We start from the raw sequence: 19,082 nt of genomic DNA on the forward strand, positions 1-19,082 counted from the left end.
TAATGGTTTGTTAAGTTCAGGCAATATTAATGCTATGAATTTTCCTGTTCTGTGAAGCAGGAAAATTTTTCGGCCCGTTTGGTAGGACCAAATTTATCGATTCGTTGCTGGTAGCAGCCTAAAAGAGAGTGGCATATGAGCAGGTTCAGCAATACTGCCATCGCACCCTGCCCGTTGCCTGTATAGCGGTATTGTGATCTTTAGTAGGCCAGATAAGAACAAAGCCTCCCGAAGGAGGCCTTGAGAAGGCTGACCCGTAGCAGTGTTACACGCTTTTTATCAGGCTCGCTTTTGACATCAATTCCATTGCCAACGCATATAAACGACGATCTTCCTGATCACAGGGTTCATCTTCCGCATAACAGCCGATCATCGAAGCAACTTTGTCAGCCGACAAGCTCTCCCCATGAACGTGCAACGTCAACACGGCGCGGCCCACTATTTTAAGCACATCTTCATGTGGTCCCTGGATACTACTCAATGAACAAATCCTCTAACGGTCGTTGTGACAGGAATATGGCGCGCTAAATATAAAGCAATTAGCTTAAGATTTTTATCGGCAAGGTAGGATGTATTTTTTAATGATTAATTGTATTACTGGAGCAAATAAAACAGATTCATCTGATTTAATTAAAAAATAATTTTAAAAAACGGATAATTATAAAGTTATTTCTGGCCTTGCTCTTTTTTTAAGGCAGCACTTTATTACCCCTTCGCCCTTAACTGATTAAAAGAAACCAACCATAACAGGTAAACTTCAGGTGATTCCTAATGCCCGCCAGGCGGACATATTCATATTGTTAACCTTCAAGGTTGCCGTTGCCGTCGAACGCACTTTCTGCCAGACTTGCGCGCGCAATAATGCCCTATTTTTAGCCTCAGAGGCCGCGCCGTGACTGCTTTTTCTACCCTCAATTCCCTTCCCGACAGCCAACTCAGTAACCTGCGCGAGATGGGCTACACCAGCATGACGCCGGTTCAGGCTGCCACGCTACCCGCCATTTTACAGGGGCGTGACGTGCGTGCGCAGGCGAAAACCGGTAGCGGAAAAACCGCAGCCTTTGGCATTGGGTTGTTGCACGCTATTGACAGCGCACAGTTTCAGACCCAGGCGCTCATTTTATGCCCAACGCGAGAACTGGCGGATCAGGTCAGCAATGTGCTGCGCCAGCTGGCGCGCTTCACGCGCAACATCAAAATTCTGACGCTGTGCGGTGGTCAGCCCATCAGCGCCCAGCGTGATTCTTTAAGCCACGCGCCCCACATCGTGGTTGGCACGCCGGGGCGTATTCTTGATCATATCAAGCGCGAAAATTTAAAGCTCAATAACCTGCGCACCCTGGTACTGGACGAAGCGGATCGTATGCTGGAGATGGGTTTCCGGGATGATATGGAAACGATTATCGAAGCCACGCCGGCAGCGCGCCAGACGCTGCTGTTCTCGGCGACCTGGCCGGAAGGCATTGCTGCCATCAGCACGCGTTTTCAACGCGACGCCTTAAGTGTGGTAACGGAAGAAGTCAGCGAGCTGCCAGACATCGAACAGCAGTTTATTGAGGCCAGCAACCACGAAAAGCTGCCACTACTGATTGCGTTACTGAGCGAGCGTCAGCCATCATCCTGCGTCGTGTTCTGTAACACCAAACGCGAATGCGATGAGGTTGCCGCGGCGCTGAACGATCGTGACATTAGCGCGCTGGCACTGCATGGCGATTTAGAACAACGCGATCGCGAACGCGTATTAATCCGTTTCGCCAACGGTAGCGGCCGCGTGCTGGTAGCAACCGATGTGGCAGCGCGTGGCCTCGATATTAAATCGCTGGCGCTGGTAGTAAATTATCAGCTGGCATGGGACCCGGAAGTGCATTTGCACCGCATTGGACGCACCGCTCGTGCCGGTGAAGAAGGAGCTGCAGTCAGTTTCGTGGCGGCCGATGAAATGGTCCGGGCGCATGCGCTGGAAGACTTTTTACAACAACCGCTGCCCTGGATTGCCGCCAAAAGGCAGCAGTAAAGCGCTACCCGCAGCCATGATGACGTTGTGCATTGATGGCGGTCGCAAAGCCAAAATTCGTCCAGGCGATATTCTGGGCGCACTAACCGGCGAGGCGGGTTATCGCGCCGATCAGATTGGTAAAATCGATCTGGCACCTAACCATGCTTATGTCGCCATTGAAGCCGCCCAGGCAAAATCGGCCCTGGTAAAGCTCAGGCAGGGAAAAATCAAAGGCAAAACCTGCCGCGCCATTTTGCTGAAAGACTGAGGCAGGCAGAGGTTGGAAAGACGGGCGAGGCATAACCGCGCCCGGAAGTGCTTAGGGTTCAGTAATTTGCGTAACGTGCAGCTGCGTTTTCTCGCCTTTGCCCTGTACCTTTCCGCTGACGCGAACCTGATCGTCTGCCTGATAGGTTTTTCCTTTAAAGGCTTTTTCCGGCGCGATAATGGTGATATTGCCGGTACTGTCACGGAACAGATAATTATCGCCCTGCTCTTTTTTCACAATATAGCCTTCAAGCGTGACGTAACCGCCCGGCCGGAAATCGCGTATCTGATTAATATGCGTTTGTCCGGTATCTTCCGAACCTTTATAGCCCGCATCCTGCTTTGATTGCGGTTGCGGCGCTTCACCGCCTTCAAAGCCCCCCTTCTTCTCAGCGTAAACGCCGGTACTCAACATCACTAACAGCGTGGTTAAAATGATTTTCTTCATTACGCGCTCCTTTATTCAGAAGTATCCATTTCGCCTTAGCAGGATTAAGCCTGGCACAATAATCGGGACGCGGTTTATTTCGCCTTCTTTACTCTCACCTTTTTCGCTTTATGGCCGATAACCTTGTCACACCCTATTCATCACCTGCGCCGCTGCAGAGGCAATAATGGATAATTTTCAGAAAGAGATAGATGAGAGAGCGAACCTTGCGTTATCAAATAAATTTGAGCTACTGCTGTTTCGCTTAGGTTCCGATAAACAGAAAGGCCGGTCAGAACTGTTCGGCATTAATGTGTTTAAGCTGCGTGAGATTGTGCCGATGCCAGCCATAACCAAAGCGGCCGGCATGAAATCGCCGCTACTTGGCATGGCGAATATTCGCGATCAGTTTATTCCCGTTATTGATCTACCTGCGGTCGCGGGTTGCGTGCCGGAAACCGGCCTGAATCTGTTACTGGTAACGGAATATGCGCGAAATACGCAGGCGTTTGCGGTGGAATCGGTGGAAAACATTGTGCGCCTCGACTGGAGCCAGGTGCATACCGCCGAGGCCGGTATTGGCGGGCGCAATATCACCAGCATTGCCTGCCTGGATAATGACAGGCAAAACAATAATCTGGCAATGGTACTGGATGTTAAACAGATCCTGTATGACATCATTCCCTCAGTGCGCGGTGTCGAGCCAGAAGCGACCAGGCCGCGTGCGTTTAACTATCAGCCGGGCGCCGTGGCGATTGTGGCTGAGGACTCCAGGGTGGCGCGTCAGCTGCTGGAACAAGGTCTGAAAAGCATGGGCATTCCTGCCTTGATGTTCAATACCGGTTTAGAGGCATGGGAAAAGATTAAACAGATGAGCCAGGAGGCACAGACAGCGGGCGAATCGATCCATAACAAAATTGCGCTGGTGCTCACCGATCTCGAAATGCCAGAAATGGACGGTTTTACCCTGACGCGCAATATCAAGCGCGACGACATTCTCAAATCTGTTCCGGTGGTGATTCACTCTTCCCTGTCCGGCAGCGCTAATGAGGATCACGTGCGTAAAGTCGGCGCAGATGGTTACGTGGCCAAATTTGAGCTGAATGAACTCTCTGAGTTGATTTTTAACGTGCTGGAAGCGGCACGTTAACCGGCAGCCCTATGCTGAGCTGGGCTGAATGCTGAGCTGCTGCTGAACCTCTGATTTAACTCGCTGTTATCCCCGCATGCAGGTCATCACTATCATGACGATCTGCTTTGTCACGACTTCACTCTCTGCTTCCCTTTGAATTTCATTAAAAAGTTAAAGTTAGCGTGGAAACTTCCGATAACTGCGTGCGCTGGATCACCATTTCACGTGTACACGCAGCCTCTTATGCAATGACAACGGTAAGCAGATTCGCGGTGAATATTAGCTATCGAAATAACGCTATTTTTATAAAAACGGGGAGAGAGATTTGTTCAGAATTAAAAATATGAAGGTGGGTTTCCGGCTCGCTGCCGCCTTCGGTATTGTGGTCGCACTGCTAATTGTGATTGGTGTGACATCCATAACCAAAATTAACAGTATTAAAAGCGGCATCTCTTCGATCGTTGATGATCGTTATGTGAAAGTGCGTCTGGCATTTGACGTACGCGATGGTGTTAATGATCAGATCAAATACCTGCGCGGCATAGTGATTGACACCAATCGTCCGGGCGCTAACGCTAAGCGCTATGGTCAGCTGGAAGAAGCCACGCAACGCACCAACACGGCAATGAAAAAAATTGCTGATATTCAGGTGACAGCAATCGGCAAGAAGAAGATTGCGGGCCTGCTTGCATCCGGCGAAGCCTTTGAAAAGGTGAAAAGTGAATTAATTGCCCTGGTGCAGGCCAATGATTTTGACGCAGCCAGCACCTACGCGCTAAAAACCATGACGCCGACACAGAATCAGTTTCTTGACGACGCCGTAAGATTCGCCAATTCACAAGATTCACAACTGCGTGCTGAAGGACAAGGAATCGTCGACGATGGCACCTCCGCCATTACCATTACGCTTATCTTCTCCGCGCTCGCCATTGTCGCTTCCATCCTGCTCGGTTATTTCCTCACACGCTCAATCGTGCGGCCACTAAATGCAGCCGTTAAGGTGGCAGAAAGCGTAGCAGCTGGCGACCTCCGCTCGAAAATTCAGGTAACGACGCGTGATGAAACAGGCATACTGATGCAGGCATTGCAGCGCATGAATGATAACCTGCTGTCTATCGTCACCGAGGTGCGCACAGGCTCTGACACTATCGCCGTAGCCTCTAACCAAATATCCAGTGGTAATCTCGATCTTTCATCACGTACCGAGCAGCAGGCCAGCTCGCTGGAAGAAACTGCCTCAGCGATGGATCAAATGACGGCCACGGTGAAACATAACGCCAGTAATGCACGTGAAGCTAACCAGCTGGTTGCCTCTACCTCAAGCGTGGCGCGTGAAGGCGGTGAAGTGATGGAACAGGTGATCGAGAAAATGGAGGCGATCGCGCTGTCATCGAAAAAGATTGTCGATATTATCAGCGTGATCGACTCCATTGCTTTTCAGACCAATATTCTGTCGCTTAACGCTGCCGTGGAAGCCGCTCGCGCTGGCGAGCAAGGACGCGGTTTTGCCGTGGTTGCGACCGAAGTACGTAATCTGGCACAGCGTTCCGCTTCCGCCGCTAAAGAGATCAAAGTACTGATTGAAGACTCAGTAGCGAAAGTTGATGAAGGCAACAAACTGGTGACCCATGCCGGATCGACGATTAGCGAAGTGGTTAACAGCGTGAAGAGCGTGGCGAATATTATGAGTGAAATCACTATCGCCAGCAGCGAGCAGAGTAGCGGCATCAGCGAGATTAATCTGGCGATTACCCAGATGGAAGCGGTGACGCAGCAAAACGCAGCGCTGGTGCAGGAAGCTTCCGCCGCGTCACAGGCTTTGCAGGATCAGGCTGAACGTATGGCGCAGGCGATGAGCGTGTTCAACGTCGGCCAGATGTCAGTGAATCCATCCAGCTACGCTTAAATACTTTCCCGGTGGGCAAACCTGCCGGGAGATTTAACGCTTTTTTAGCGTCTGTCTGGACGCTTGCTACCTGAGCAATGAATGCCGCAGGGTAGAACATCAACGCGCTGAAAACTAAAAAGGCCGCCCACTGGCAGCCCTTTAAATTATCGTTAATGCAACAACGCTATAAAGCTCACTTAGCCTTTATCAGAACACGCGTGACGGGCTCTGATGTGCAGTCCTTGTCGTGTTGATTTGTACAACGACAGATTTGCAGAAAATGCATTTCGCTCCAAGCGGGTTGGCTCTCGTCACATCATAATGTGATGTGCGGTACTGTGAGCCATTACAGTGTGGACATTTAAAACGAGTAATTTTGTAATCCTTAGAGACCAACAACGTTCGCAGCAGACGGGCCTTTCGCGCCGTTTTCTACTGTAAACTCAACTTGCTGACCTTCATCCAGTGAACGGAAATCAGTACCCTGGATTGCAGAGAAATGGACGAATACGTCTTTGCTGCCATCCTGTGGAGAGATGAAACCGAAACCTTTCTCTGCGTTAAACCATTTTACGGTGCCGCGGATTTTGTTAGACATGTTTAATTCCTTAATATTTGAGCCTTCCGGCATAAATGGCCCGAGAACAGATTTTAATCAGAACGTAAGAGAAGACTCAAAAAGAAGGGATGTCTCACGACAAACTTAGGGATGAGAACTGCTTTGGATGCTTACTTTGATAGTGTCTGTTAATCAAACCGACGATGCATTAGCTCATAATCCGCGAAGTGATGCAAGCTCTTTCTCAGATTAAATGCATTAAGTAAGAAGAAACGCGGAAAGCTAAAAGGATTAACGCCGTTGAAAACCCGACAATCTCATTTTTTTCAGAATAAAAACGGAATAAAATCAGAAAATTATAATTAAACGATTTTCCTGATAAACCGTTCATCCTCCCTTCCGTTAGATAAAAAATCGTGTCATCAGCGCCTTTGCGTACTAAGCGTGACAGCCTGCCAATAGCTATTTTATTTAAAGGGAAAATGCGGTTTTGAGTGGTGCCGGTAAGAGGAGTCGAACCTCCGACCTTCGCATTACGAATGCACTGCTCTACCAACTGAGCTATACCGGCTTTGAGGCGGGATACTGCGGGGCAGTACGTTAGAAAAAATCAGAAAACGAGTCAAGGCTTGCCGGAATCGTATGCTGGTTTTATCAGCACTTACCGGACGCATTGTTTAAACCTTCATCAATATAAAAATATAAAGCGCCTTTTCAGGTGTTATTACCGACTTTATCCATGCCTGACGATAGGTATCCACCCCACAAACAAAAAAGGCGAGGCTATTGCCTCGCCCAAAACGTGCCAGTCATCAATCGTAGTAAGCGACCTTGCGATCTACTCCGTTGATATTGACCAACACGAAACCCGTTGGCGTGGTTTTATTTGTCGGTGTCCCTGCGGTCGTCGCGAGCGTAAGCACACCTTTCTCATTGGCGCCTATTCCCGCCAACCCATTATGTAAGCCAAAACGTGCCGCCGGTTTCAGCGTTCCCATCTTGGTGGTGTCAGTGACAACTGACATATCGGACTGGAATAGCGAACACGAGCCGGTATCGAAGCGCGTCGGTCCGGTATTCTTCAGATTAAACATGGTGTCGCCACTGTTGGCCTTCAGCTTCACCCACACTACCGCATAGGTGGTGCCAACGCGGCTATAGCGAATATCCTGTACCGCTGGCTGTCCCATGTGGCAAGCGTCTGCCCATACCGTTTCCAGCCGTTGCAAATTGATCCACGTTTTACCTGTCCCGGTCAGATTCACCGGCGAACCGGCAGTATCTGAAGGAGTTGTCGCGTCAGCTTTACCAATTAATTCGATCACCCATTGTTGGTTCGCGTTTGGGAAGAAGAGCTGTCCCAGACGATACCAGTTATCAGTAGCGGTATTGTTGGTCACTTTATAACCGCTAAAGTACCCTGCTCGCAGCGAACCGGTCAGATAGCTGCCATAGTTTTCATCACGGCGATAGCCATATTCAAAGGTCGATAACCATTTACCCGCGACCAAATCATTACTGATTTTTGCACCGAATTGCAGATTAATATGGCGCATCAAAACACGCGCATTATTGAGGTTGAACGCAGAGCCACAATCCTCAATGTTTAAGGTATCCACTGTCCAGCCGCCATCTGATAAATCACCTGGGTTACGCGTATGCTCAATCCATACATTGCGCAGCACACCCTGGGTGACACGCGGCATATACAGCGTGGCATCGCCATAACCGGTCTGGAAGTTAGCGTTACACAACTCAATGGCGGTTGAGTGATCCCAGACGCTGTTTGGCGAGTTTGACCAGCCGACATCGAAAACACGTGAATAGGTGTTTAGCGTATAGATCTGATCGAATTTGCTGTCGAGCGTATCGAGAATTTTGATGACCGTGCCGCCGGTACTTTGTGCACGGAAACAGCTGATATTCACGGTTTCCCCTTCTATACAGGTGTTTTCGAAGAAGGGCTGTACGTTGCTGCACATCTCGGCGGTAATGGTGCCGGTATTGGTGGTTACGTCGGCGCTGGCCTGACCATTCCAGAGAATGCCTTTGATCGCGGTACGTCGCGCCTTTACTTTGAACACCGGGCTGGCACTTTTATCCGATATGATGGTGGTACGCGGCAGTGAACCCAGCTCCAGGTCATCCCCTAACAGGCCGAAGAAGGGAATCTCTGAGGCGCTGAGATCGACAGGTGAGATCAGAAACTTACCGCCAGGAAAACGGATCGGCAGATCTTTCACGTTAGTGTTGTAGCTTGTCGTCCAGGTCAACATACGGTTAAAAGCGTCGGTATCATTGGTCGTACCATCGCCTTTGGCACCAAAGTGCAGGATATTCACTTCCGTAGGATCGTTGATAATCCGCTTCCAGTAGAATCCGCTACCCACGGCAACAATACCGCCGTCATCTTTCAGGGTAGTGGTGCCGGTAAAACCGACAAAATCGCCGCCGCCCCGGAAACTGGAATCTTTATCGTAGTAACGTTTAAGACTCGCAATATCGCCGGATTTGGTGGGAGCCGTGGTACGTAGTTCTGCAAATGAGTTCACTTCGATCATAGTATCCTCCTCAGGATGGCTTTGATATGCCGCTGTTTATCAGCGGATTACTTCGATTTGGCCGAGTGGCCGCACAGGGAATCCCACATGTCGTTGTGGGTATTAATGGCGCGCACGGTACGAATATCCATGTTCTGAGCATCGTTGCCGTGGGTGTAAATCGGGGAAAAAAATACGCAGGCAGAATCGGTGATCGCCACCGGTTTAGGGCTGGTTGTATTTCGACTGCTGCAACTTATCGCGAGCAGCAGCGTCATCAAGGTTACTGTTGTCAGCTTCCACACGTTTAGCCTCCTCGCGATTCTGCTGTTGTTGATGGGCAATATCCGCTGCGCGCCCGGCTTCTTTATGCGCGCTGTCGACATCGGCTTTAGCTTGCTGCTGCACCTTGCCGATCTTTTTGCCGCCAAAGTAACTAGCGCCTAATGCGGCGATAACGGCACCCAACGCCGCCAGCCAGTGCCAACCGCCACCCAGCAGCGTGGAAAGAAATGTCATGATTTCCCCTCCTCTGCCTGCTGTTTCACATTCAGTAGATTTTTTTGCCGGACAAATTGGGCAATGACCCCCATCGCCACCATAAAAGCGCCGACCAGACCAAGGTAGTTGTGGGGCAAAATGGATTTAACGTCCTCTGGCAAGGTATTCCACGCCTCCAGCGCAGACGAAGGGAAGGATTGCACCCATGCACTGAGTATTGAACCGAGCGAAGCCAGCCAGACTGACCATGTTCTGAATAGCAGACGCGCATGAGAGACAAACTGAAGCGTGGTAAATCTTTGTAAAATCAATACGATGATGATCGCCGTCAGTACAGCGGTCAGGAAAAATAGCCATTTCATAGCAGCCCCCTGTATACGTCGTAAGTACCGGTACGCATCACTTCAGCATGGCGACGGGCGCGCCCTGGCGTTTGACGCGCCCACAGGCTGGTCAGCATGGCATTAGCCGCCTCCGGAAAGTTCTCCTCAGTAATAGCGCTGAGCATATTTTTAAACTGTCCGACTCCTTCCACGCCCAACTGATAAGCCATGCTCAGCAACACGTCTGTGCGCGCGTCATTGCACCTGGTTAAGGCATGGCTGATAGGCTCTCGCGCCTGCATCTCCTGGAGCTTGCTTTCCAGGATGCATTGCTTCCAGACATCGCCAACGCGACGCGGAACGCGAAAAACATAGTTGCTGAGTGAGGCACCTTTTGGTCCGATGCGGATGCCACCCGCCACGGTGGGATAGCCGAGCGTGTCCAGATAAGGCGTATCAACGTAACCTTCTTCAAAATTCAGCATTGCAATAATCTGACTCATAAAAATTCCTCAATGACGGCACAGACAATTCAGGCTCTGTGGAAATAAATACATAACGCTCACTGATCAGTACCAGGTGAACCGCCCCGGTTTTCCGGGAGAGTATTTTAGTTGGGAACTCAGGCTGCCAGATCCTTATTCCCGATGGAAGCATAATATGCCCGTTCGGCTTCTGCCGGTGGGATATGCCCCAGCCTTTCCAGCAGCCGGCGATTGTTGTACCAGTCCACCCACGCCAGCGTCGCCAGCTCCACTTCGCCGCGGTTTTTCCAGCTTTGCCTGTGTATCACCTCCGCTTTGTACAGGCCGTTGATGCTTTCGGCCATCGCGTTATCATAAGAGTCACCCGTGCTTCCCGTTGAAGCCAGAAGCTCCGCCTCCTGCAACCGCTGTGTGTAGGCCAGCGACACGTACTGTGAACCTTTGTCGCTGTGATGGATGGTTCCTGATGGCCGACGGGCCCACAGCGCCTGCTCCAGCGCATCCAGCACGAACGTCGTCTCCATCGACGATGACACCCGCCAGCCCACGATGCGACCGGCGAACACGTCGATAATGAACGCTACGTATGCGAAGCCCTGCCAGGTGCTGGCGTACGTGAAGTCTGCCACCCACAGCTGGTCAGGGCGTTCAGCCACGAACTGACGGTTCACCCGGTCATGCGCGGCAGGGGTCTTACGGCTGACGGTGGTTCGCACCTTTTTACCTCGCAGTACGCCGGTTAGGCCCATGGACTTCATCAGCCTCGCGATGGTGCATCGGGCCACGCTGAAGCCCTCCCGTAGCAGCTGGCGCCAGACCTTGCGAACACCATAGACGCCGTAGTTTTCGTCGTACACGCGCTGTATCTCCTGCTTCAGTTTCTCATCACGCTGGTCGCGATGGCTACGTCTGTCAGGATGCAGCTGATATTCACGGTAGCGGTAGTATGACGACGGGGCGATATCCAGCTCATGGCATACCGGTCCGACCCCGTATTCATCGCTCAGGGTATCCACCAGGAGGGCTATTTTTTCCAGAGGCGGTCGAACTCCGCCTTCGCAAAATAAGCTGAGGCCTGCCGCAGGATATCATTGCTGCGCCGCCGCTCGCGGTTCTCACGCTCCCGCTCTTTCAGGCGCTGGCGCTCCGTGGTGGAGAGACCACCATCACCGCCACCGGCATCACGTTCATACTGACGCAGCCAGATACGCAGGGTCTCCGGCGTGCAGCCGATTTTAGGGGCGATGGAACTCAGGGCTGCCCACTGTGAGTCATATCCGTCCTGGCATTCCAGAACCATGCGGACGGCGCGCTGCCGTATCTCGGGGGAAAAACGTGTATTTTTAGTCATCCTGTTTACCTCTCTCTCAGGGAGTTTAGTCTCCAGGATTCCCGGGGCGGTTCAAGGCTAAGTGCAGTCATCGATATGGCTGAAGCTGCAACAGAACTGAAGAGTGAGCCGAAAAGTTGCATCCAGAAAAAACTGGAAAAATAACTGAAAAGCTGGCGTTAAAAAGACGCGCTTTTTGCTGCTCAGCTTACGGCGTAGAGATGGACATGTGGCAGGCAGCAATTATCGAAAGAAGAGGCTTCCTGGGTTTGTGAACGCGGCGCGGTGATTGCGCGCTCAACGCGCGGGGTAACCTGACGCTGACAGATTTGCTCGGCGCGCCGTAGGGGGAAAGTTTCAGGTTCGTAGTTCAGTGCCTGATCGATACTTTGCTTCAGACGGCTGAGAGGCTGGCGTCGCCGATGGCGACGAGTGCGTGCGTTGCCCGTAAAAACGCTTTTGCCATAGTGGATAATCGCCATAACTCCTCCTGTGAATGAGTCTTTGGCGATGGGGTGGCAGGCGCGAGCTTTCGGTATGCCGAACGGGCCCGAATGCCTTCTGTTAACGCTCACAGGCTTTCCGCCCGACTGATAACAGCCAGGTGGAGAGTAAGAGAAGGAAAACAGACGGCATCTGACGACGCTGCATTTTGCGCATCCACCCCATCCCAAAGTTCACTGACTTTTGGGTGGTATGATTCGCGCTTGTGCAGCGCCTCAATTGTTTAAGAGCAGCTCATCCCAGAGAAAACAGCTTCGTTCATCCATGCTCAAATTATTAACAGGTTCTTATGCTTTATCAAACACTGATAGTTAATTTTTTATTTACTATTGGTTAACTTTTTGAATTTATGCCGATTATTTTTTCGGCGACGTGAAAGACAGGCCCGTTTGACCACAAAGCTAACCCAGAATCTGATAGTGCCGTGCCTGGCTCATAATAACTTTCGCCAACACTTTCAGGTTTTCGACCTCATCGCAACTGAGATACCAGGTTTCATAGCGCTTATTATCTGAAATAACAGCAATTTTTCTGTGCTGGAGCTGAAGGCGCTTCAGGTAAAGCTGATCGTCAAGCGTAAAAATGTAGATACCATCACCATCAAAGACGCGCACGCTGATGTCCACAAACAGCTGATCGCGTGGAGCAAAGGTATCAGCCATGGAGTCATTATTAACCGCAATCAGACGAATGTTTTCAGCCGGTCGTCCGTTGAATAACACCCGCGCTTCATCCTGACCGTATTCAATTGCCTGAATGGTCTCGACGAATTCATCACGGGCTGGAATACCCGCCGCGGTTTTCTGGCCAATGTCGAGGCTGTCTACCCTGAATACATTTTTGTGACCCGCTAAAGCGTTTAACGACAACGGTACAGCGGATTTTTCCATTCCGAACTGTAACCACTCAACCCTGACTCCAAGCAGACGGCTGAGCGCCAGTAGATTGCCGTTATCCGGCACCGACTGCGCGTTAAACCACTTCCACACCCCCGGCGTGGATATTTTACAACCCTGCTGTTGTAACGCTCTGGCAACCTGTTTGTTTCGTCCATGTCCAATAATGCCAGCGCTTTCGCAAGCGGCGATAAGCCTGGCGGTGAAAGCTTGTCTCGTACTTTCTTTTTTAACCATTAGTTAATAATCAGCCATTGAAGAGGTACTGGATGTTATTTTCATTATTGCTACCAGTTCATTTTATATTACCGACCGTTTACCACCTAACCGGTTTATCAAGCATTTCTAATTATCATTATCCTCTTCACGTTTACGCGAGCCAAAAAATATTGTTTTACGGCTGTCACAGCCATGGCTTTCAGGAATGTTCCGCAAAGAATTGACTAAAATTCCCTCTACCTTTTAGCCTCAACGTCAGCACCTGGCAGAGAAAACATTCAGCTACCGCTAAAGCTCTACTATTAACTGGACCGAAATAAGCGACCTAAAAAAAACGGGAGCCTGAAAAGGCTCCCGTTTTTGAATAAAAGAGGAATTAAGCACGCAGCGTATCGTCGCCCCACGCAATCCATTTGTAGGTGGTCAACGCTTCTAAACCCATCGGTCCGCGTGCGTGTAATTTCTGCGTGCTGACCGCAACTTCAGCCCCAAGGCCAAACTGTCCGCCGTCAGTGAAGCGGGTGCTGGCATTAACATACACAGCCGCAGAATCCACCTGCTTAACGAAACGCGTGGCGTGTTGAGTACTGCGAGTCAGGATGGCATCAGAATGCTGCGTGCCATGGCGACGAATATGGTCGATTGCCTCATCCATATCCGCGACCAGTTTGACGTTCATATCAAGCGACAGCCATTCATCATCATAATGACCCGGCTGGATCAGCGTGACGCTGGCCGGGCCTTGCTGTAACCGGGCCAGTACATTCTCATCGGCATGCAGGAGGATATTTTCCTGCGCCATGCGCGCGCTCAGTGCCGGCAGAAAGCGCTCGGCGATGGCGCGATCAATCAGCAACGTTTCCAGTGAGTTACAGGCGCTGGGGCGCTGCTTTTTCGCATTAACAATTATCTCCAGCGCAGGCTCAATCTCCATCGTTTCATCAATGTAGATATGGCAAACGCCGATGCCGCCGGTAATGACCGGAATGGTTGAGTTTTCACGGCACAGCTTATGCAACCCCGCTCCGCCACGTGGAATCAGCATATCGACATAGCGATCAAGTTTCAGCAGCTGGTTCACCAGCTCACGATCGGGATTCTCAATTGCCTGGACCGCCGCCGTCGGCAAATTATGGTGCTGCAAGGCATTTTGAATTAGGCGAACCGTTGCGGCATTAGTACGCCAGGTTTCTTTGCCACCCCGCAAAATTGCGGCATTACCGGTTTTCAAACACAGGCTGGCAACATCTACCGTCACGTTTGGGCGAGCTTCATAAATCACGCCCACCACGCCTAACGGAACGCGACGACGCTCAATGCGCAGGCCGCTGTCAAGCTGCCCGCCATCCATCAGTTGTCCAACCGGATCGGCCAACCGGCATACCTGACGTACATCGTTGGCCATTCCACTCAGGCGCTGCGGATTTAGCGTTAAGCGATCCAGCAACGCGGCGCTCATGCCATTCTGGCGTGCATCAGCGAGATCCTGCTCGTTCGCCGCCAGAATGTCGGCGCTTTCTGCTTCCAGACGATCGGCGATGCTCATCAAGACCTGATTTTTCTCAGCGGTCGACAGATCGGCCAACTTATATGCGGCGGCACGCGCCGCCTTACCCATTTCTTCAAGCATTGCCTGTTCCTTAACTGACGATCATATCGTCGCGATGAACCGCCACCGGGCCATATTCATAGCCGAGAATTTCACTGATCTGCTGGCTGTGGTGTCCGGCAATCATGCGCATCGCATCGCTGTTATAGCGCGACACGCCATGCGCAATATCACGCCCCTGCAGGCTACGAATACGGATCACTTCGCCACGGGAGAAATTGCCCTGAATATCACGAATCCCTTTTGGCAGCAGCGAACTACCGCGCTCAAGAATAGCGGATAACGCGCCATCATCCACGGTGAGCTCACCGGCGGGCGGCGCGGCAAAAATCCAGCGTTTGCGGTTTTCCAGCGGTGACTGCTGAGCATGGAACTTCGTGCCGACCGGCTTGCCGTCAATCACATCAGCGATCACACCGCTGCGGCTGCCAGCCGCGATAATGACCTCAATACCTGCCCGGCAGGCCACATCAGCAGCCTGGAGTTTGGTTGACATGCCACCCGTTCCCAGCCCTGAAACGCTCCCGCCTGCCAGCGCGCGCAGCGCATCATCAATCACATGTACATTGCTGATAAGTGAAGCCTGGGGATTATTGCGCGGATCGGCAGTAAACAATCCTTCCTGATCGGTCAGCAACAGCAGCTTATCCGCGCCGCCCAGCATGGCGGCCAGCGCGGATAAATTATCGTTATCGCCCACTTTGATTTCAGAGGTAGCGACGGCGTCGTTCTCATTAATCACCGGAACGATGTGGTTATCCAGTAGCGCACGAAGCATGTCGCGCGCATTAAGAAAGCGCTCGCGATCTTCCATGTCCGCGCGGGTTATCAGCATCTGGCCAATGTGGATGCCATAAATAGAGAACAACTGCTCCCATAGCTGAATCAGACGGCTCTGCCCCACCGCAGCCAGCAGCTGCTTTGAGGCGATGGTAGGCGGCAGTTCGGGATACCCAAGATGTTCACGCCCGGCGGCCATCGCGCCAGAGGTGACAATCACAATGCGGTGGCCCGCCGCGTGCTGCTGCGCACACTGACGAACCAGTTCCACCATATGCGCTCGATTCAACCGACGTGAACCGCCAGTAAGCACGCTGGTTCCCAATTTGACCACTAAGGTCTGACTACCACTCATATTTCCTGCCGTCGTGAAAAATATATGCGAAAAGACGTTTTAACAGGAGTCGGGAAGGAAGCCAACAGCCAGCAGGGGAAAAGCAAGAAAATCACCTCACAAGGACGTAGTTCAAAAGTTCACTATTAACAAGAAAACAGGAAAAGTGTCATAAAACTTTCATCGCCAGACGGTAAAAAGTCCCTGTTTTACAAAAGGTTCTATATAAATTACAAATTGACTCATCGGGGATTTTTAAATGAAGAAAAGCCTTCTGGCACTGTTGGTCTCAGCACTGGCACTGACATCAACTGCACACGCAGCAGAAATTTATAACAAAGACGGTAATAAGCTGGATTTTTACGGCAAGCTTAAAGCAATGCGTTACATCAGTGATGCAGACACCAACGCCAGCAACAATGCTGACAAATCTTATGTTCGTATTGGTTTCAAAGGTCAGACGCAAATCAACGATCTGATGACAGGCTATGGTCAGTGGGAATATCAGTACAACCTGAACAACCCAGAAAGCGACTCCAATGTGGGTAATAAAAAGCGTCTTGGTTTTGCTGGCCTGAAATTTGGCAACTACGGCTCCGTTGATTACGGTCGTAACTACGGCCTGATTTATGATGTGGAAGCCATTACCGATATGATGCCAGAGTTTGGTGCGACCGCTTACACCTCTGCTGACGTCTACATGCTGACCCGAACTAATGGCGTAGCAACTTATCGCAATTCTAACTTCTTTGGTCTGGTTGATGGTTTAGATTTCGCCTTGCAGTATCAGGGCAAAAATGAAAACGCCTCCCGCTCTGACTCCGCCTCAAATGGCGACGGCATGGCGGCTTCACTTTCTTATAAACTCATTGAAGGCCTGAGCATCAAAGGCGCCGTCTCTTCTTCAAACCGTACCTTCGATCAGAAAGATACCGCTTATGGTCGTGGCGACAAAGCTGAAGCCTGGGCAACGGGCCTGAAATATGACCGTGATGGCATTTATCTGGCAGCAAACTATGCGGAAACCCGCAATATGAACCCAATCAACGGTACGGCGCAGGTGGCAGGTAATGATGTCGCGGTAAGCGGCTACGCGAATAAATTGCAAAACATCGAAGTCGTGGCGCAGTATCAATTTGATTTCGGCCTGCGTCCCTCCCTGGCTTACGTGCAGACCAAGGTTAAAGATATTGAAAATGGTATCGGGGACGCGGATTACTACAAGTTTGTTGACCTGGGTGCGACTTATTACTTCAACAAAAACATGTCTGCCTTCGTTGATTACAAAATCAACTTGCTGGATGACAACAATACGCTGGCGAAAAACACCGATGATATTGTCGCATTAGGCGTGACCTACCAGTTCTGAATTTGCGCTATTTCTACGCCCGCCGCCCTCCTGATTGCTGTACGGCAGAGCTAACGAAATAGCGCTGCACTTCATCTTTAAGGCGAATGTGCACAAAAAAGGGCAAGTTCCTCAACTCGCCCTTTTCTCCTGGATGCAATGCCGTATCAGGCACTCAATTTTACAGGTTTTTCATCGAAACCGCTGGCCGGTTCCAGACCTAATTCATGTGTCTTCAACATGGCTTGCAGGCGGGTGTGGAAATTACGTAAGGTTTCTTCCACGCGTTGATTGTTCTCTTTGCCTTTGATCGTTGCGACAGACCAGTCGCCTTCTTTATCAAATAAGCCGATATGGTAAACGTACGTGAAGTGATCGGCATGGGCTTCCAGCTCCATCCACCAGCCCCAAAATTCGCGCAATTCCGGGGCCGGTTTCACATTGATGCAGGCAGCCAGGCAGTCGAAAAAGAAACGCGTTTCTTCACATTTTCCTTCACGGATATACGGTCCCAACTCAGTGAAGCGCTTAAGCAGGCGACTGCGGGGATGACCACTCGGTAACATCATGCTAAATCTCCATTCGTTTTAACCGCTAATAGTTGTAGCAAACACTGTAAATTTTGCCAGTTACCTTTTCAACCGTTTCTCCAGCCAGTCACACATTTCATTAAGCGCACGATCAAAGCTGGACATCATCGGCGTAACCGGAATCAACAGGGCTTTACCTTCGGAGGACGAATTAACGATTAATTTTGCCTCTTCTTCCGGGCTAAACAGATCTTTTTGCCAGTAACCCGCTAGCATTGGCGTTGGCGTGCGACGACCAAGCAGCCCCTGCGTTTTCAGCGAATAGCGGTTTAGCTCAGTGCGTAATGCGCTGTCGGACGTTGATGCCATGCCGAGGCGGCTGGCGAACATATCCATATACATATCCGGCACCGCATCTTGCAAAGCAGGCTGTGTAAACAGGCTATGCACAATGGGTCCCAGGCAGGCTACCGCGCGCAAACGCGATGTTTCCAGATACGCCAGCCGCACCGCGACGTTGGCGCCAAAGCGATAACCAAACGCCGCGACGCGCGTATGATCAATCCAGGGCACGTTTTGCAGCTCCCGCAGCACCTGCTGATGTAAAAAGCTGGTGTCCTGATTCAGCGTCCATTTCACCGAATATCCCACCGAGGGGACATCAATGGTCAACATGGCCATGCCGCGCGGCGCAAGATAATCATGGAACAGGCGATAGTGATCGCTTTGCAGCGAATCCAGCGCGCCGCAGAACAACACGGTGGGATAAGGCGCCTTAACGCCAGGCGGCATATGCAGGAAACCGTTCACCGGGCTACCGCCACTGATGGGAAAGGTCAGGGATTTCAGCTCACCGGGAAAGCGTCTGGTGGCCTCTTCATATGCACGATTCGCCAGCACCTGGGCCTGATCGGCCAGCTCATCGCCCTTTATATAAGGGTATGCGGCAAGGCTGTACAGATGCGCGGCATGTAACCAGTGTTTACCTGCCTGGGGATCCTCATCCGTTTCCTGCGCTTTTTGCTGCCAGTGCGCCGCCTGCTTACACCACTCATAATGCCAGTTGCCGCTGCGATAACCGATGACCGTATCCAGCAAGCTATTATCGGTGTGCCCGGCGTTGCTCATGGCAATACGCGCCAGTACTTCGCTGATTTCCTGCGGTGTCAGTCCGCGCCATGCCCACATCAGCTTATTGAGCATACGATACCAGCCGCGTTGGCTGTCGCCATCAAGGGCGGAATGCACAGCGCTGGTGGCATGGGGTTGACGACGAACCAGTGAAGAGGTTTCGGGGTGTTTGAAGCGCGGCTTAAACAGCTCTTCGCTAAGATTTTTGCTCGTCATACGACGTTCTCCTGCAGCAAACGCGGCAATGGCTAAGTGTACTGCACGGCATAACAAGGTGCGAGAA

19 protein-coding genes, 1 tRNA gene, 1 pseudogene and 1 other annotated feature are annotated in these 19,082 nt (G+C 51.2%); of the genes and pseudogenes, 4 read left to right on the forward strand and 17 right to left on the reverse strand.

All coding sequences use genetic code 11. From position 1 onward, the window contains the following. Positions 1 to 265: 265 nt before the first annotated feature. Complete coding sequence (locus H2P46_RS02605) at positions 266 to 481, reverse strand: hypothetical protein (RefSeq protein WP_193403659.1); 216 nt, start codon at positions 479 to 481, stop codon at positions 266 to 268. A 411-nt stretch (positions 482 to 892) separates the two neighbouring features. Between H2P46_RS02605 and dbpA the strand changes: the two are divergent. Next, positions 893 to 2,264 (forward strand): annotated as a pseudogene (gene dbpA / locus H2P46_RS02610) (ATP-dependent RNA helicase DbpA). A 51-nt stretch (positions 2,265 to 2,315) separates the two neighbouring features. Here dbpA and H2P46_RS02615 read toward each other — a convergent pair. Further along, a complete protein-coding gene (locus tag H2P46_RS02615) occupies positions 2,316 to 2,711 on the reverse strand; it encodes a YgiW/YdeI family stress tolerance OB fold protein (RefSeq protein ID WP_193403660.1) in 396 nt (131 codons plus the stop codon). Positions 2,712 to 2,877: 166 nt separating this feature from the next. On the opposite strand from H2P46_RS02615, the gene H2P46_RS02620 reads away from it, so the two are divergent. Together H2P46_RS02620 and H2P46_RS02625 are read left to right on the forward strand one after the other, a co-directional pair. Beyond that, positions 2,878 to 3,840 carry a chemotaxis protein gene (locus H2P46_RS02620; protein ID WP_193403661.1) on the forward strand — a complete coding sequence of 321 codons (963 nt, stop codon included), beginning with the start codon at positions 2,878 to 2,880 and terminating at the stop codon, positions 3,838 to 3,840. A gap of 307 nt (positions 3,841 to 4,147) precedes the next feature. Further along, positions 4,148 to 5,728: a methyl-accepting chemotaxis protein gene (locus H2P46_RS02625; RefSeq protein ID WP_193403662.1), complete on the forward strand. Its 1,581-nt coding sequence runs from the start codon at positions 4,148 to 4,150 to the stop codon at positions 5,726 to 5,728. Between the two features lie 189 nt (positions 5,729 to 5,917). Here H2P46_RS02625 and ymcF read toward each other — a convergent pair whose 3' ends face one another. The 13 genes from ymcF to proB all read right to left on the reverse strand — a co-directional run bounded on the left by ymcF (position 5,918) and on the right by proB (position 15,811). Then, positions 5,918 to 6,109 (reverse strand): cold shock small protein YmcF, encoded by a 192-nt coding sequence (gene ymcF, locus H2P46_RS22870; RefSeq protein ID WP_238938915.1) that lies wholly within the window; start codon positions 6,107 to 6,109, stop codon positions 5,918 to 5,920. After that, positions 6,096 to 6,308, reverse strand: coding sequence for a transcription antiterminator/RNA stability regulator CspE (cspE, locus tag H2P46_RS02630; protein ID WP_193403663.1), 213 nt, complete (start codon positions 6,306 to 6,308; stop codon positions 6,096 to 6,098). Before cspE ends, ymcF begins: the two co-directional genes overlap by 14 nt. Before the next feature lie 456 nt (positions 6,309 to 6,764). Continuing rightward, a tRNA-Thr gene (locus tag H2P46_RS02635) sits at positions 6,765 to 6,840 on the reverse strand. Positions 6,841 to 7,081: 241 nt separating this feature from the next. Next, a complete protein-coding gene (locus H2P46_RS02640) occupies positions 7,082 to 8,830 on the reverse strand; it encodes a glycosyl hydrolase family 28-related protein (protein ID WP_193403664.1) in 1,749 nt (582 codons plus the stop codon). A 47-nt stretch (positions 8,831 to 8,877) separates the two neighbouring features. Next, the gene (locus H2P46_RS02645) at positions 8,878 to 9,030 is read right to left on the reverse strand and encodes a hypothetical protein (RefSeq protein WP_193403665.1); all 153 of its coding nucleotides are present in this window, start codon (positions 9,028 to 9,030) and stop codon (positions 8,878 to 8,880) included. 4 nt (positions 9,031 to 9,034) lie between these two features. Next, complete coding sequence (locus H2P46_RS02650; protein WP_193403666.1) at positions 9,035 to 9,328, reverse strand: hypothetical protein; 294 nt, start codon at positions 9,326 to 9,328, stop codon at positions 9,035 to 9,037. After that, on the reverse strand, positions 9,325 to 9,672 hold the full coding sequence (locus H2P46_RS02655) for a DUF7940 domain-containing protein (RefSeq protein WP_193403667.1): 348 nt from the start codon (positions 9,670 to 9,672) through the stop codon (positions 9,325 to 9,327). Before H2P46_RS02655 ends, H2P46_RS02650 begins: the two co-directional genes overlap by 4 nt. Beyond that, positions 9,669 to 10,136, reverse strand: coding sequence for a lysozyme family protein (locus H2P46_RS02660; RefSeq protein ID WP_193403668.1), 468 nt, complete (start codon positions 10,134 to 10,136; stop codon positions 9,669 to 9,671). Before H2P46_RS02660 ends, H2P46_RS02655 begins: the two co-directional genes overlap by 4 nt. A 119-nt stretch (positions 10,137 to 10,255) precedes the next feature. After that, positions 10,256 to 11,469, reverse strand: a protein-coding gene (locus tag H2P46_RS02665) for an IS3 family transposase (protein WP_420846526.1) whose coding sequence is annotated in 2 segments (ribosomal slippage) — positions 10,256 to 11,181 and positions 11,181 to 11,469 — 1,215 coding nt in all. Because the reading frame shifts where the segments join, the coding sequence is not laid out codon by codon here. After that, positions 11,072 to 11,188: a sequence feature (AL1L pseudoknot), on the reverse strand. (Overlaps the previous gene by 117 nt.) A gap of 182 nt (positions 11,470 to 11,651) precedes the next feature. Next, positions 11,652 to 11,930 (reverse strand): transcriptional antitermination N peptide, encoded by a 279-nt coding sequence (locus H2P46_RS02670; RefSeq protein ID WP_193403670.1) that lies wholly within the window; start codon positions 11,928 to 11,930, stop codon positions 11,652 to 11,654. A 423-nt stretch (positions 11,931 to 12,353) separates the two neighbouring features. Beyond that, the gene (locus tag H2P46_RS02675) at positions 12,354 to 13,085 is read right to left on the reverse strand and encodes a S24 family peptidase (RefSeq protein ID WP_193403671.1); all 732 of its coding nucleotides are present in this window, start codon (positions 13,083 to 13,085) and stop codon (positions 12,354 to 12,356) included. Between the two features lie 358 nt (positions 13,086 to 13,443). Beyond that, positions 13,444 to 14,697 (reverse strand): glutamate-5-semialdehyde dehydrogenase, encoded by a 1,254-nt coding sequence (gene proA, locus H2P46_RS02680; RefSeq protein WP_193403672.1) that lies wholly within the window; start codon positions 14,695 to 14,697, stop codon positions 13,444 to 13,446. Positions 14,698 to 14,707: 10 nt separating this feature from the next. Further along, the gene (proB, locus tag H2P46_RS02685) at positions 14,708 to 15,811 is read right to left on the reverse strand and encodes a glutamate 5-kinase (protein WP_193403673.1); all 1,104 of its coding nucleotides are present in this window, start codon (positions 15,809 to 15,811) and stop codon (positions 14,708 to 14,710) included. Between the two features lie 238 nt (positions 15,812 to 16,049). Here proB and H2P46_RS02690 point away from each other — a divergent pair, with 238 nt between their 5' ends. Then, positions 16,050 to 17,159 carry a porin gene (locus H2P46_RS02690; protein WP_193403674.1) on the forward strand — a complete coding sequence of 370 codons (1,110 nt, stop codon included), beginning with the start codon at positions 16,050 to 16,052 and terminating at the stop codon, positions 17,157 to 17,159. A gap of 146 nt (positions 17,160 to 17,305) precedes the next feature. On the opposite strand, the gene crl is transcribed toward H2P46_RS02690, so the two are convergent. Continuing rightward, positions 17,306 to 17,707 (reverse strand): sigma factor-binding protein Crl, encoded by a 402-nt coding sequence (gene crl / locus H2P46_RS02695; protein ID WP_193403675.1) that lies wholly within the window; start codon positions 17,705 to 17,707, stop codon positions 17,306 to 17,308. A 60-nt stretch (positions 17,708 to 17,767) separates the two neighbouring features. Further along, entirely contained in the window at positions 17,768 to 19,015 is a 1,248-nt protein-coding gene (gene frsA, locus H2P46_RS02700; RefSeq protein WP_193403676.1) for an esterase FrsA, read from the reverse strand. Between the last annotated feature and the right edge of the window lie 67 nt (positions 19,016 to 19,082).

This window comes from Mixta mediterraneensis, assembly GCF_014946725.1.
Taxonomy (GTDB): domain Bacteria; phylum Pseudomonadota; class Gammaproteobacteria; order Enterobacterales; family Enterobacteriaceae; genus Pantoea; species Pantoea mediterraneensis.